Source organism: Micromonospora jinlongensis, assembly GCF_013410645.1.
GTDB classification, from domain to species: domain Bacteria; phylum Actinomycetota; class Actinomycetes; order Mycobacteriales; family Micromonosporaceae; genus Micromonospora; species Micromonospora zamorensis.
This window is the reverse complement of record NZ_JACCHK010000001.1, coordinates 4704369-4718254: the sequence shown is the minus strand read 5'-3', so window position 1 is coordinate 4718254 and position 13886 is coordinate 4704369. Positions and strand designations below refer to the sequence as shown.

Genomic DNA, 13886 nt, shown 5'->3' with positions numbered 1-13886 from the left:
ACAACTCCATGATCGACCCCGGCCCGCGGGGCGGGGCGGTCAGGGGACTGCGTAGGTGAGGAGCGGGGTGCCGTCGGCTTTCTGCAGCTCCACGCTGGCCAGCTCGGCATCGGTGAACCTCGTGGCGCCGGTGAAGCTGAGGTCGTCACCGGGGGCCGCGAGCCAGGAGCCGATCTGCTCGGTGGCGCCGTTCGGGCCTCGCGCCACCAGCCGGAACGGGTACGCCTTGCCGTAGCTCGTCCGCGCGTCGTACCCGCACCGCATGGTCACTCGGGTGCCCCACTTGGTGCCGACCAGCCCAATGTCGGCGTGCACCGGCCCGGCCGCCGCCACCGGCCGCATGGCGACCATCGACACCTGCGGGCCAGGGGTGCCCTGTGCCGTCGGGGGCGGTGCGACCGGTCGGGGCAGCGCCGCGGCGGTACCGACACCGACGACTAGGGCCAGCCCGGCGGCGGCCAGTGTGGTCAGCGCGTACCGTCGGCGGTCCGCCGAGCGTTCCCGCCTCCGGCGACGTCGGGCCTCCTCGATCAGCGCGGGCACCCGGGGCGGGGCCGGCGGCGGCAGGATCTGCTCCAACCCCGCCGGGTCGAGACGCCCCAGCAACCCGGGCAGGACGGCGATCTCGGCGACCGCCTCCCGGCAGGAGGCGCAGCCGGAGAGGTGCCGCTCGTAGGCCGCCCGCTCAGCGGGGGCCAAGGCGCCCAGCACGTACGCGCCATCGTCGTACGCGAACTCGCACTGCGTCATCCCGTCACCCCCATCTCGGCCAGCACCAACCGTAGAGACCGCAGCGCGTAGTGGGTGCGGGACTTCACGGTCCCCGGCGGTACGCCCAGCCGGGATGCCGCCTCGGCCACCGACCGCCCTTGGTAGAAGCACTCGACCAGCACCTCGCGGTGGGTCGGGCTGAGCCGGTTCAGCGCCTCGGCGACGGTCCACGCCTCCACCGCCCGCTCGGCCTCGTCGATCACGTCCGGCGGTTCGGGCAGATCGTCGGTGAACACCTCGCCGACCCGGGTGGACCGCCGCCGCCAGGCGTCGATGGCCAGGTTCCGGGCCGTGGTGAACAACCAGGACCGCACCGAACCGCGCTGCGGGTCGAGGGATTCCGGGTGTCGCCAGGCTCGCAGCAGCGTCTCCTGCACCAGGTCCTCGGCGCGCTGCCGGTCCCCGTTGACCAGCCGCAGGGCATGGGCGTACAGCGCCTCCGCGTGCTCGTCGTGCAGCGCGCGCAGCAGTTGGGCGTCGTGGTCGCTGATGGCGGTCTCCTCGCTTCCGGCGCGCGTCCGGCGGTGCGTTCGCTCGGGAATACGTGCCGTCACGCCGATCGGTTCAGCCCGAGGTCAGACCGGTTGCGTGCCGGTTGCCGCCCGCGAAGGTGTTCATGCCCGGTTCACACAGTGGCCGACGTGCGCTCACCACGTCCTCCTAGCGTCCGGCGGGTACGCCGCCTGTCGTGCCACCGACTCCCTGGAGGCTTCTCCCATGAGCGACCGCCCCCGGCTGCTCCCCCTGTTGACCGGCACCCGCCATGGCACCCGCGACGCCATGACCTGTCTGTACCGCTGCGGAAACGCCTGTGACCACCCGGTACCGAACACCTCCGACAACGCGTACTTCGGTGACGTGGTGAACGCCGAGGTCACGCGGCGCGGCGTGGTCCGGGCCGGGGCGGTCGGCGCCCTGGTCCTCGGTTTCGGCGGCGCGGCGGCCGGGGCGCTCGCCGGCGCGGCCCCCGCCATGGCCGCCCCCACCACCCCGGACGTCCCGGAGGCCTTCGGCTTCGGTCGTCCCAGCACCGGTGTCGGCAGTGGCGCGCTCACCTTCAAGCCGATCCCACCGAACAAGCTGGACACCCTGGTCGTGCCGAACGGCTACGACCACGCCGTGGTGATCAAGTGGGGTGACCCGGTGCTGCCGGGCGCGCCGGAGTTCAACCTGCACCACCAGACCGCCACCGCGCAGTCCAAGCAGTTCGGTTACAACAACGACTTCGTGGGCGTGCTGCCGCTGGACAAGCAGGGCAGGCGGGCGCTGCTCGTGGTCAACCACGAGTACACCAACGAGGACCTGATGTTCCCGGCCTTCCCCGGCCTGGACGGGCTGTCGGTCGAGCAGCTGCGCACCGCCATGGCCGCGCACGGCATGTCCGTGGTGGAGCTGGAGCGGGTCGCGGGCACCGGGCAGTGGAAGCCGGTCGACAAGGGCCCCCGGGCGTACAACCGGCGGGTCACCGCGCTGAGCACCAAGTTCGACCTGACCGGCCCGGCCGCCGGCTCCGCCTGGCTGAGGACCGCCGCCGACCCGAAGGGTCGTACGGTCGTCGGCACGTTGAACAACTGCGCCGGTGGCGTGACACCGTGGGGCACGGTGCTCTCCGGCGAGGAGAACTTCAACCAGTACTTCGTGGGCGCCGACGCCGCCCCGGCCGAGCTGAGGCCGAAGCTGGACCGCTACGGCATCAGCACCGCCAGCCGCTACCCCAGCGGCAGTCGCAAGTGGGAGCGCGCCGACGAGCGCTTCGACCTGGCCAGGCACCCCAACGAGGCGCACCGGTTCGGTTGGATCGTCGAGATCGACCCGTTCGACCCGGAGAGCCGCCCGCGCAAGCACACCGCGATGGGCCGGTTCAAGCACGAGGGCGCGAACGTGATCGTGGCCAGGGACGGCCACGTGGTCGCGTACATGGGCGACGACGAGCGGTTCGACTACCTCTACAAGTTCGTCTCGGACCAGAAGTTCATGAAGGGCAACTCCTGGGCTGCCCGCAAGCACAACCTGACCCTGCTGGAGTCCGGCACGCTCTTCGTGGCGAAGCTCGACCAGACCAGCGCCGCCGAGATCGACGGCACGGGCAAGCTCCCCACCGACGGCGCGTTCAACGGCCGGGGTCGCTGGGTCAAGCTGGTCAGCGGCAACCGGTCGTTCGTCGAGGGCATGACCGCCGCGGACGTGCTCACCTTCACCCGGCTCGCCGGCGACAAGGTCGGCGCGACCAAGATGGACCGCCCCGAGGACGTCGAGCCGAGCCTGCTCACCGGCAAGGTGTACGTGGCGCTGACCAACAACACCAACCGGGGTGTGGGCAGCAACCCGAAGGCCGACGAGGCCAACCCTCGGGTCGCCAACAAGCACGGGCAGATCCTGGAGCTGGTCGAGGACCGTAACGACAACACCTCGGAGACCTTCGCCTGGTCGTTGCCGATCGTCTGCGGCGACCCGACCGACGCGTCGACCTTCTTCGCCGGGTACGACAAGACCAAGGTCTCCCCGATCTCCTGCCCGGACAACGTCGCCTTCGACGCCACCGGCAACCTGTGGATCTCCACCGACGGCAACGCGCTGGGCAGCAACGACGGCCTGTTCGCCACCGCCGTCGAGGGCCCGGAGCGGGGTCACCTGAAGCAGTTCCTGACCGTGCCGCTCGGCGCGGAGACCTGCGGCCCGTTCATCACCGGCGACAACCGGTCGGTCTTCGTCGCGGTGCAGCACCCGGGCGAGATCACCGGCGCGTCGGTGGAGAACCCGGCCTCGAACTGGCCGGACGGCGACTACGCCAAGCCGGGCGTGGTGGTCACCTGGCGTCTCGACGGCGGCCCGGTGGGCAGCTGACGCCACACCCGCGGCCGACCGGCCGCTGACGTTGCCCAGCCGGCCGACCGGCCGCTGACGTTGCTCAGGCGGTCCGGCGCTGGACCGCCGCGAGAGGCCCTCTCCCAGATCGGGAGAGGGCCTCTCGCCCGTGGTGCGTCAGTTGTCGGAGGCGATGCCGTCGGCGACGCTGCGGGCCACTGTGAGCAGCTTGGCCCGCACCACCCGGGCGGAGGTCATCATCTCGCTGGCCGGCAACGCGCAGGCCAGCACGACACGGCGTTCCATGTCCTTGTCCGGCGCGACGAGCACCGCCGCGCAGGCCACCCCCTGTCGGAACTGGCCCATCTCCAACTGCATGCCGCGCCGGTCGCCGGCGGCCAGGTCGGCCTCGAACGTCTCGGTGGTGGTCAGCGTGGCCGTGGTGAACGGGCGCATGCCGTACTCCCGCAGGTAGCGGTTGCGCTGGTCGACCGTGAGGGTGGCGAGCAGCGACTTGCCGAGGGCTGTCGCGTGCGCCCCCTCGTCGAAGCCGGGGACCAGGTCCTCCAGGTAGGGCGAGCGGTGCCCCTCGGCGACCGCCGTGAGGGCCACCTGACCGCCGACGAAGCGACCCAGGTAGTGGCTGTAGCCGGTGTCCAGTGCGGCCCGCCGCAGCGTCTCACCGACCGCTGGCGGGCCCCGGAACGCGGTCACCAGCTCCCGGTAACGGTCGGCCACCTCCAACCCCACGATGTACGTGCCGTCCTCGCGACGGATCACGTAGCCCTCGTAGGCCAGGGTGCGGACCAGGTGGTAGGTCGTGGCCACGGTCAGCTCGCACCGTCGGGCGATCTGCTTGACGGTCAGGCCTTTCGGGGCGCGACCGACCGACTCCAGCACCCGCAGCGCTCGGGACACGCTGCGGATCAGGTCCGAAGGTTCTGCCAAGGGGTCGCGCACAACCACCTCCGCCGCCGGGGACTTACACCATATGAAAAACAGGCCCGGTGCGAAATGCCTGTTCGGGTCGAGGATGCCAGATCACCATCCACTCGTTGTGCCCCGACCATCACCGGGAGTGGTCTGAGCGAGTCTCACGTAGGTTTGCCGGACGATGACCAACAACGCCATCACCCCCGACCCGACCGTCGCCCCCTCCCACCCGATCAGGGCGAGCGCCGGCGCAGTGGCCACCACCGTGGCCTGCGTACTCCCCGTCTTCCTGCTCGGTGGTCTCGCCGTGCAGATGGGCAGGGACCTCGACTTCTCCCCGGCCGGCCTCGGCCTGGCCGTGTCCGTCTACTTCGGGGTCAGCGCGCTGGCCTCGGTGCCCTCCGGTCGCCTGGTCGAGCGGTACGGAGCGGCCCTGGTGGCCCGCTGCGGCATCGTGCTGGCCGCCGGGTCGATGCTGGCCGTGGCGGCCTTCGCCCGGTCGTACCCGGTGCTGGTCGGGTTGCTGGCGCTCAGCGCCGCCGCGAACGCGCTCGGCCAGTTGGCCAGCAACGCCGCACTGGCCCAGCACGTGCCGGCCCGACGGCAAGGGCTGTCGTTCGGCGTCAAGCAGGCCGCCATCCCGGTCTCCACACTGCTGGCCGGGGCGGCGGTGCCCACCATCGCGCTGACCGTCGGCTGGCGCTGGGCGTTCGTGGCGGCGGCCGTGGTCGCGACGATGACGCTGGCTGCCGTACCCCGGCAGGTGCCCCTCCGGGCGCGGCGGGCCGGCGCGACGCGCGCTGGCCGGGCCACGGCGGCGTTGGTGGTGGTCGGCGCGGCGGCGACGTTGGCCGCGGCCGCAGCGAACGCGCTGGGCACCTTCCTGGTGGACTCCGCGGCGGCCCGGGGCATGTCGCCGGGCCTCGCCGGCCTCACCCTGACGCTGGGCAGTGCGATCTGCGTGACCGCGCGGGTGGGTGCCGGCTGGCTCGCCGACCGCCGCGTCACCGGTCACGTCGCCGTCATCGCCGCGATGCTGGTCGTCGGCGCGGCCGGGCTGGGCCTGCTCGCGTTGACCGGCCCGGTGCCGCTGGTGGCCGGCGTGGTGCTCGGCTTCGGCCTGGGTTGGGCCTGGCCCGGCCTGATGACGTTCGCGGTGGTCCGGCTCCACCCGCAGTCACCGGCCGCCGCCACCTCGATCACCCAGACCGGGGTGTACGCGGGCGGCTGCCTCGGCCCGTTGACCCTCGGCCCACTGGCCGCCCACCTCGGCTATCCGGCCATGTGGACCGCCTCGGCGGTGTCCATGCTGCTCGCGGCCGTCCTCATGCTCTGCGGCGGCCGCCTGTTGACCCGCGTCGCCAGTGCGGCGAGCCGGGGCGACGATCAGCTGGTGCGGTCGGCGATGTAGTCGCAGAGCGATTCGAGGGCGTGCCGGGACGGGCTCTCGGGCAACGGGGCGAGGCGCGCACGGGCGTCCTCGGCGTAACTGCGCACGGTCTCCCGGGCACGCTTGAGCGCGGGGCTCTCGCGCAGCAGACCCAACGCCTCGGCGTGCAGCGCGTCGTCGGTCAGCGGGCCGGTCGCCAGGATCTCCCGCAGTCGCACCGAGGACGCGTCGGAGTCGTCCGCCGCGCGGGCGTAGAGCACCGGCAGGGTCGGGACGCCCTCGCGCAGGTCCGTGCCGGGCGTCTTGCCCGACTGCACCGACTCGGAGGCGATGTCGAGCAGGTCGTCGGAGAGCTGGAAGGCGACGCCGATCGTCTCGCCGTACCCGGCGAGGGCCTCCACGTGCTCGGCCGGCGCGCCACCGAACATGCCGCCGAAGCGTGCCGAGGTGGCGATCAGCGAGCCGGTCTTGTCGGCGATCACGTTGAGATAGTGGGTCACCGGGTCGTCGCCGGCGCGCGGCCCGACCGTCTCCGCGATCTGGCCGTGCACCAGCCGGGCGAAGGTGCGCGCCTGCAACCGGACCGCCTCGGGGCCCAGGTCCGCGGCGATGTCCGCCGCACGGGCGAAGAGATAGTCGCCGACCAGGATCGCGACCGAGTTGGTCCAGCGGGAGTTCGCGCTCGGCGCGCCCCGGCGAACGGCGGCCTCGTCCATCACGTCGTCGTGGTAGAGGGTGGCGAGGTGAGTGAGCTCCATCACCACGGCAGCCGGGACCACCTGCGCACCCGTGGGATCACCGAACTGCGCACCGAGCGCCACCAGCAGCGGCCGGAAACGCTTGCCGCCGGCCTCCAGGAGGTGCCGGGCCGCCTCGGTGACGAACGGGTCGGCGCTGGACACACTGGCCCGCAGCTCGACCTCGACCGTGTCCAGCAGACCCAGCACGGACGCCTCGACGCGGGGATCGGCGAGGTTGAGGCCGAGCGCGCCGAACTGACTCGTGCTCGCCCGACCCCGCCGACCGCCGGAGCCGGAGGCACCTGAACGCTCGCCCGCCGGATTCACCACACCATCAACCATGCCACACCCGTTCGACCTGCTCCGGGTCGGGGATACGCACCGGGGGCCGGCACGTGAACACGCGCCGGCCCCCGGTGATCGATCCTTCGGTCATCGCACGAATTCGGCAGCTCCGGTGGCCAGATCGAGCAGCGGCGCCGGGGCGATGCCCAGCACCAGAGTGGCCAGCACACCGATCATCAGCGCGGCGGAGGTGAGCCCGCCGGGCACCATGACGGTCGGGGTGGACTCGCCCGGCTCGGAGAGCCACATCATCACCACGACCCGCAGGTACGGGAACGCCAGCACCATGCTGGTCAGCACACCGGCGATCACCAGCCAGGCCTGACCACCCTCCAGGGCCGGCCCGAAGATGGCGAACTTGCTGGTGAAGCCGCTGGTCAGCGGAATACCGGCGAAGGCCAGCAGGATGAAGGTGAACAACCCGGCGAAGAACGGCGACCGTCGACCCAGCCCGGCCCAGCGGGACAGGTGGGTGGCCTCCCCGTCGGAGTCCCGCACCAGGGTCACCACCGCGAACGCGGCCAGCACCGAGAAGCCGTACGCGACCAGGTAGAACATCGTGCCGGAGAGCCCGTCGCGGCTCGGTGCCAGCACGCCGACCAGCAGGTAGCCGGCGTTGGCGATCGAGGAGTACGCGAGCAGCCGCTTGATGTCGGTCTGGGTGACCGCGAGCACGGCACCGATCAGCATGGTCAGCACCGCCACCGCGCCGAGGACCGGGGTGAAGTCCCAGGAGGCGTCGGTGAACGCGACGTGGAAGACGCGCAGCAGGGCACCGAACGCGGCGACCTTGGTGCAGGCGGCCATGAAGCCGGTGACCGGGGTCGGTGCGCCCTGGTACACGTCCGGGGTCCAGACGTGGAACGGTGCCGCAGCGGCCTTGAAGAGCAGCCCGATCGAGAGCAGTGCCATGCCGGCGAAGAGCAGCACCTGGCTGGCCGGGGACTCGCTCACCGCCGCGTGGATGGTGGCGAAGTCGACGCCGGCCGTCCGGCCCGGGATGCCGGAGGTGAAGCCGTAGATCAGGGCCACGCCGAACAGGAAGAACGCGGAGGCGTACGCGCCGAGCAGGAAGTACTTCATCGCCGCCTCCTGGCTCAGCAGACGCCGGCGACGGGCCAGTGCGCAGAGCAGGTAGAGCGGAAGGGAGAAGACCTCCAGCGCGATGAACATGGTCAGCAGGTCGTTCGCCGCCACGAAGATCAGCATGCCGCCGATCGCGAACGTGGTGAGCGGGTAGACCTCGGTGAGGCCGTTGCGCCCCTCGGCCTGCCGCCGGTCGTCGGCCGACTCGGCGGTCACCGCGGCCTGGGCGACGAACGCCCCGCCCCGCTCGACCGAGCGGTCGCCGATCAGCAGCAACGCCATCGCCGCCAGCACCAGGATCGCGCCCTGGAGGAACAGCGTCGGCCCGTCGATCGCGAGCGCCTGGCCGGCGGTGATGATCCGCTCATCGGCGTTGAGGACCACCATGGTCAATGCCGCGAGGACCGCCAGCAGAGCCAGCGTCAGCTGCACCACGTGCCGCCAGCGCCGGGGCACGAGGGCCTCGACGAGCACGCCGAGCAACGCGGTGCCCAGCATGATCAGGATCGGGGAGAGCGCCGCGTAGTCGATCGACGGCAGTTTCAACTCGGTCACTTTGCCGCCTCCTGGACGGTGCCGCCCACGGACGGCGCCGGGTCGGTTCTGCCGATGTCGTCCATGGTCGCCTGGACGGCCGGGTTGATCACGTCAGTGACCGGCTTGGGGAAGAAGCCGAGCAGCACGATCAGCGCGATCAGTGGGGCGACCACGACCTTCTCGCGCAGGTTGAGGTCCTTGCGCATCCCGTCGACCTCGGTGAGAGCCGGGTTGAGCGTGCCCTGGGTGGTGCGCTGCACCATCCACAGCACGTACGCGGCGGCCAGGATGATGCCGAGCGTGGCGATGATCGCCACCGGCTTGTTCACCGTGAAGGTGCCGATCAGCACCAGGAACTCGGAGATGAACGGCGCCGTGCCGGGCAGTGCGAGCGAGGCGAGACCGGCGAAGAAGAGCACACCGGCGAGCACCGGGACCAGCTTGCCGGCGCCGCCGAAATCGCTGATCAACGACGAGCCACGCCGGCTGATCAGCATGCCCACCACCAGGAAGAGCAGACCGGTGGCCAGCCCGTGGTTGAGCATGTAGAGCACCGCGCCGGTGCCGGCCTGGGTGGTGAAGGCGAAGATGCCCACCCCGATGAAGCCGAAGTGCGCGATCGAGGTGTACGACACCAGCCGCTTGAGGTCGTTCTGGCCGACCGCCAGCAGCGCGGCGTAGACGATGCCGATCACGCCCAGCGCCAGCGCCCACGGCGCGAACCACTTCGACGCCTCCGGGAACAGCGGCAGGCAGTAGCGCAGGATGCCGAACGTGCCGACCTTGTCCAGCACACCGACCAGCAGTGCCGCCGCGCCCGCCGGGGCCGCACCACCGGCGTCGGGCAGCCAGGTGTGGAACGGGAAGAACGGCGCCTTGATGGCGAACGCGAGGAAGAAGCCGAGGAACAGCCACCGCTCGGTGCCGGTGCTGATGTCGACCTGGGACAGCGCCTGCCAGTCGAAGGTCTTGCCACCGACCACCCACAGGCCGATCACCGCGGCCAGCATGAACAGACCGCCGACCAGCGAGTAGAGGAAGAACTTCACCGCCGCGTACTGCCGCTGGTGGCCGCCGTAGCTGCCGATCAGGAAGTACATCGGGACCAGCATGACCTCGAAGAACACGTAGAACAGGAAGACGTCGGCGGCCGCGAAGACACCGATCATCGTGCACTCGAGGACCAGCAGCAGCGCGAAGTAGACCGGCACCGACCGCTTCGACGACTCCGCGTCGTGCCAGGAGGCCAGGATCACCAACGGCACCAGCACCGCGATCAGCATCAGCATCACCAGCGCGATGCCGTCGGCGGCGAAGGTGAAGCTGACGCCCCAGTTCGGAATCCACGAGTACGACTCGCGGAACTGGAACCGGTCACCGCCTGCGTTGAAGCTGACCCACATCACCACCGAGAGCACCAGCACGAGCAGCGACCAGGCGAACGCCACCTGCTTGGCCAGCTCCGGCCGGTGGCGCGGCAGGAAGGCCACCACCAGGGCGCCCACCAGCGGCGCCACGGTGAGCACCGAGAGGAACGGGAAGTTGGACATTATGCGGCCTTACCTCCGTCGTCACTGCGTGGTCCGCCGGCGGGGGCGGCCGGGAACAGGTCGATCACGCCAACCACCCGGCCTGCACCGCCAGGAACGCCGCCATCACCAGCAGCGCACCGGCCAGGATCGAGGTGGCGTACGAGCGGACGAAGCCGGTCTGCATCCTCCGGAGCCGACCCGAGCCACCGCCGACCGCGGCGGCAAGCCCGTTGACCAGCCCGTCGATGCCCCGGTTGTCGAGGTACACCAGCGCCCGGGTGAGGAAGATGCCCGGCTTCTCGAAGACGGCTTCGTTGACCGCGTCGGTGTAGAGGTTGCGCCGGGCGGCGGTGACCAGCACCCCGGCCGGCTGCGGCGCGGTGGCCGTGCCGGCCCGGAACAGGATCCAGGCGAGCCCGGCACCGAGCACGGTGACCAGCAGCGACAGGGTGGTGATAACCGCGTGCGAGAGGACCGCCTCGTGCTCCCCGTGCTCGCCGCCCAGACCAGCGGTGGCCGTCAGCCAGTCCGGAACGGACGTGGAGAGCAGGAAGCCGGCACCGACCGAGCCGACCGCCAGCAGGATCAGCGGGATCGTCATCAGCTTCGGCGACTCGTGCGGGTGCTCGATGTCCTCGGTCCACCGCTGCGGCCCGTGGAACGTGAGCACGAACAGCCGGGTCATGTAGAACGCGGTCAGTCCGGCACCGAGCAGCGCCGCACCGCCGAAGAGCCAGGCGGTCCAGTCCTCCCGCTCGAAGGCGGCCACGATGATCGGCTCCTTGGAGAAGAAGCCGGAGAACGGGAACATGCCGATGATGGCCAGCCAACCCATCATGAAGGTCAGCCAGGTGATCTTCATGTGCTTCGAGAGGCCACCGAAGCGGCGGATGTCGACCTGGTCCTTCATGCCGTGCATCACCGAGCCGGCGCCCAGGAACATGTTGGCCTTGAAGAAGCCGTGCGCCAGCAGGTGCACGATGGCCAGCGCGTACGCGCCACCGCCCAGGCCGACGCCGAGGAACATGTAGCCGATCTGGCTCACCGTCGACCAGGCGAGCACCCGCTTGATGTCGTCCTTGGCCGCGCCGATGATGCAGCCGATCAGCAGCGTGAGCGCGCCGACGCTGACCACGACGAGCTGGAGCGTCGAGTTGGCGGAGAAGATCGGGTTGGACCGGGCAATCAGGTAGACGCCCGCGGTGACCATGGTGGCCGCGTGGATGAGCGCCGACACCGGGGTCGGGCCCTCCATCGCGTCCGGCAACCACGCCTGGAGGGGGAACTGACCGGACTTGCCGGCCGCACCGAGCAGCAGCAACAGGCCGAGGACCAGCACGGTGGTGCCGGTCAGCGCGCCGACGCCGTTGAACACCTCGTCGTACTGGGTGGTGCCCAGGGTGGCGAACATGATGAAGATGCCGATGGCCAGGCCGGCGTCGCCGACCCGGTTCATCAGGAACGCCTTCTTGCCGGCGGTGGCCGCGCTCGGCCGCTCGGTCCAGAAGGAGATCAGCAGGTACGACGCCAGACCGACGCCCTCCCAGCCGAAGTAGAGCATCACGTAGTTGTTGCCGAGCACCAGCAGCAGCATCGCCGCGACGAACAGGTTGAAGTACGCGAAGAACCGCCGACGGCCCGCGTCGTGCGCCATGTACTCGACCGCGTACAGGTGGATCAGGAAGCCCACCCCGGTGATCAGCAGCACGAAGACCGCGGCCAGCGGGTCGAACAGCAGGCCGAAGTCGACGCGCAGGTCACCGACCGCGATGAAGTCCCAGAGGCTCAGCTCGACCGACTTGTTCTCCAGGCCACGCAGCTGGAAGAAGAAGGACAGGCCGAGCACGAAAGCGGCGCCGATGGCGGCAACACCCAACCAGTGCCCCCAGCGGTCGGCCCGCCGGCCGAGCAGCAGCAGGATGGCCGCGCTGAGCAGCGGGATCGCCACCAGCAGCCAGACGCCCCCGAGCAGCCCCGTGGCCTGGGCGTATTCCACAGTCTCTTCCACCGGTGGACCCCTCTAGTACTTGAGCAGGTTGGCGTCGTCGACACTCGCCGAGCGTCGCGTCCGGAAGATGGACATGATGATCGCGAGCCCGACCACGACCTCGGCCGCCGCCACCACCATCACGAAGAACGCCATGATCTGGCCGTTGAGGTCACCGTTGATCCGGCTGAAGGTGACCAGCGTCAGGTTGGCGGCGTTGAGCATCAGCTCCACGCACATGAACAGCACGATCGCGTTGCGCCGGATCAGCACCCCGGCTGCGCCGATGGTGAACAGCACCGCGGCGAGCACGAGGTAGTAGGTCGGCTCGACCGAGAAGAACGTTCCCATTACTTGTCCGTCCCCTTCAGCGAGGTCTCCTCGGCGGTCAGCTCGCGCTGCGGAAGGATCGCCGGGGTGCTGCGGTCGGTCAGGCGGCCGTCGGGCAGCCGGGCCGGGGTGGCCACCGAGGACGAGGTCGCGAAGACGCCGGGGCCCGGCTTCGGGCCGGGGTAGTTGCCCGGAGCGAAGCGTGCCTTCATGGTCGACACCTGGTCGACCTTGTCCTGCTTACGCCGCTCGACGTGGGCCAGCACCATGGCACCGACCGCCGCGGTGATCAGCAGCGCCGAGGTCAGCTCGAACGCGAAGACGTACTTGGTGAACAGCAGTCGGGCGATGCCCTGCACGTTCCCCTCGGCGTTGACCTGCTCCAGGCCGACCGCGCTGGTCCGGTCCAGCGCCTGGTACAGGCCGGTGCCGACCAGGCCGGCGAAGCCCAGGCCGAGCACGATCGCGGCGACGCGCTGGCCGCGCAGCGTCTCGATCAGGGAATCCGTGGAGTCCCGACCGACCAGCATCAGCACGAAGAGGAACAGCATCATGATCGCGCCGGTGTAGACGATGATCTGCACCATGCCGATGAACGGACCGGCCTGGAGGACGTAGAACACGCCCAGACAGAGCATGGTCAGCACCAGCCACAGCGCCGAGTGCACGGCGTTGCGCGCGGCCACCATCCCGATCCCGCCGAGCAGCGCGAGCGGGGCGAGGATCCAGAAGGTGACCGCCTCGCCGGTGGAGACCGAACCCGCCGCGGCGAGCACCGTAGACGTGGTCATGCTTCCTCTCCCTTGCCGGCAGCCGCGCGCTGGGCGGCCTGCTCGGCCCCCGGGAACGTCACGCCGGGGTGCTCCTCGACCTGGTAGCGGCCGGGACCCATCGGGGACGTCTCCGCACCGGCGGAGGTGCCCGGGTTGTCCAGCGCGCCGACGTAGTAGTCCTTCTCGCTGTCACCCAGCCGCATCGGGTGCGGAGGCTGCTCCATGCCCTCCAGCAACGGCGCGAGCAACTGCTCCTTGGTGAAGATCAGGTCCTGCCGGTTGTCCCGGGCCAGCTCGTACTCGTTGCTCATGGTGAGCGAACGGGTCGGGCAGGCCTCGATGCACAGCCCACAGAAGATGCAGCGGGCGTAGTTGATCTGGTAGATGCTGGCGTACCGCTCACCCGGCGAGAAGCGCTGCTCGTCGGTGTTGTCGCCACCCTCGACGTAGATCGCGTCCGCCGGGCAGGCCCAGGCGCACAGCTCGCAGCCGATGCACTTCTCCAGGCCGTCGGGGTGCCGGTTGAGGATGTGCCGCCCGTGGTAGCGCGGCGCCGACACCGGCGGCTTGAACGGGTAGTCGGTCGTGACGACCTTCCTGAACATGTGCGAGAAGGTGACACCGAATCCCTTGAACGTTCCGGTGATCGCGCCCACG

The 13886-nt window shown here is 70.4% G+C and carries 12 protein-coding genes; 2 read left to right on the top strand and 10 right to left on the bottom strand.

Annotated features, from left to right (window positions below):
- Positions 1–39: 39 nt before the first annotated feature.
- Together HNR22_RS21075 and HNR22_RS21070 are read right to left on the bottom strand one after the other, a co-directional pair.
- Complete coding sequence (locus HNR22_RS21075) at positions 40–750, bottom strand: anti-sigma factor family protein (RefSeq protein WP_179781783.1); 711 nt, start codon at positions 748–750, stop codon at positions 40–42.
- Positions 747–1262, bottom strand: coding sequence for a sigma-70 family RNA polymerase sigma factor (locus HNR22_RS21070; RefSeq protein WP_088952145.1), 516 nt, complete (start codon positions 1260–1262; stop codon positions 747–749). Before HNR22_RS21070 ends, HNR22_RS21075 begins: the two co-directional genes overlap by 4 nt.
- 226 nt (positions 1263–1488) lie before the next feature.
- Here HNR22_RS21070 and HNR22_RS21065 point away from each other — a divergent pair, with 226 nt between their 5' ends.
- Positions 1489–3615: a PhoX family protein gene (locus HNR22_RS21065; protein ID WP_179781782.1), complete on the top strand. Its 2127-nt coding sequence runs from the start codon at positions 1489–1491 to the stop codon at positions 3613–3615.
- Between the two features lie 138 nt (positions 3616–3753).
- Here HNR22_RS21065 and HNR22_RS21060 read toward each other — a convergent pair whose 3' ends face one another.
- Complete coding sequence (locus tag HNR22_RS21060; RefSeq protein ID WP_088951141.1) at positions 3754–4536, bottom strand: IclR family transcriptional regulator; 783 nt, start codon at positions 4534–4536, stop codon at positions 3754–3756.
- A gap of 154 nt (positions 4537–4690) precedes the next feature.
- Here HNR22_RS21060 and HNR22_RS21055 point away from each other — a divergent pair, with 154 nt between their 5' ends.
- A complete protein-coding gene (locus HNR22_RS21055) occupies positions 4691–5920 on the top strand; it encodes an MFS transporter (protein ID WP_099849923.1) in 1230 nt (409 codons plus the stop codon).
- Here the strand turns inward: HNR22_RS21055 and HNR22_RS21050 are convergent.
- The 7 genes from HNR22_RS21050 to nuoI all read right to left on the bottom strand — a co-directional run bounded on the left by HNR22_RS21050 (position 5896) and on the right by nuoI (position 13885).
- On the bottom strand, positions 5896–6981 hold the full coding sequence (locus tag HNR22_RS21050; RefSeq protein ID WP_179781781.1) for a polyprenyl synthetase family protein: 1086 nt from the start codon (positions 6979–6981) through the stop codon (positions 5896–5898). The two genes, HNR22_RS21055 and HNR22_RS21050, sit on opposite strands and share 25 nt — an antisense overlap.
- A gap of 90 nt (positions 6982–7071) precedes the next feature.
- Positions 7072–8625 carry an NADH-quinone oxidoreductase subunit NuoN gene (gene nuoN / locus HNR22_RS21045; RefSeq protein WP_179781780.1) on the bottom strand — a complete coding sequence of 518 codons (1554 nt, stop codon included), beginning with the start codon at positions 8623–8625 and terminating at the stop codon, positions 7072–7074.
- Complete coding sequence (locus HNR22_RS21040) at positions 8622–10157, bottom strand: NADH-quinone oxidoreductase subunit M (protein WP_179781779.1); 1536 nt, start codon at positions 10155–10157, stop codon at positions 8622–8624. The genes nuoN and HNR22_RS21040 overlap by 4 nt, the downstream gene beginning before the upstream one ends.
- Before the next feature lie 64 nt (positions 10158–10221).
- On the bottom strand, positions 10222–12147 hold the full coding sequence (gene nuoL, locus HNR22_RS21035; RefSeq protein WP_179781778.1) for an NADH-quinone oxidoreductase subunit L: 1926 nt from the start codon (positions 12145–12147) through the stop codon (positions 10222–10224).
- A 12-nt stretch (positions 12148–12159) separates the two neighbouring features.
- Entirely contained in the window at positions 12160–12477 is a 318-nt protein-coding gene (gene nuoK / locus HNR22_RS21030) for an NADH-quinone oxidoreductase subunit NuoK (protein ID WP_088951135.1), read from the bottom strand.
- Positions 12477–13247 carry an NADH-quinone oxidoreductase subunit J gene (locus HNR22_RS21025; RefSeq protein WP_179781777.1) on the bottom strand — a complete coding sequence of 257 codons (771 nt, stop codon included), beginning with the start codon at positions 13245–13247 and terminating at the stop codon, positions 12477–12479. The genes nuoK and HNR22_RS21025 overlap by 1 nt, the downstream gene beginning before the upstream one ends.
- Positions 13244–13885 (bottom strand): NADH-quinone oxidoreductase subunit NuoI, encoded by a 642-nt coding sequence (gene nuoI, locus HNR22_RS21020; protein WP_088951133.1) that lies wholly within the window; start codon positions 13883–13885, stop codon positions 13244–13246. The genes HNR22_RS21025 and nuoI overlap by 4 nt, the downstream gene beginning before the upstream one ends.
- Between the last annotated feature and the right edge of the window lies 1 nt (position 13886).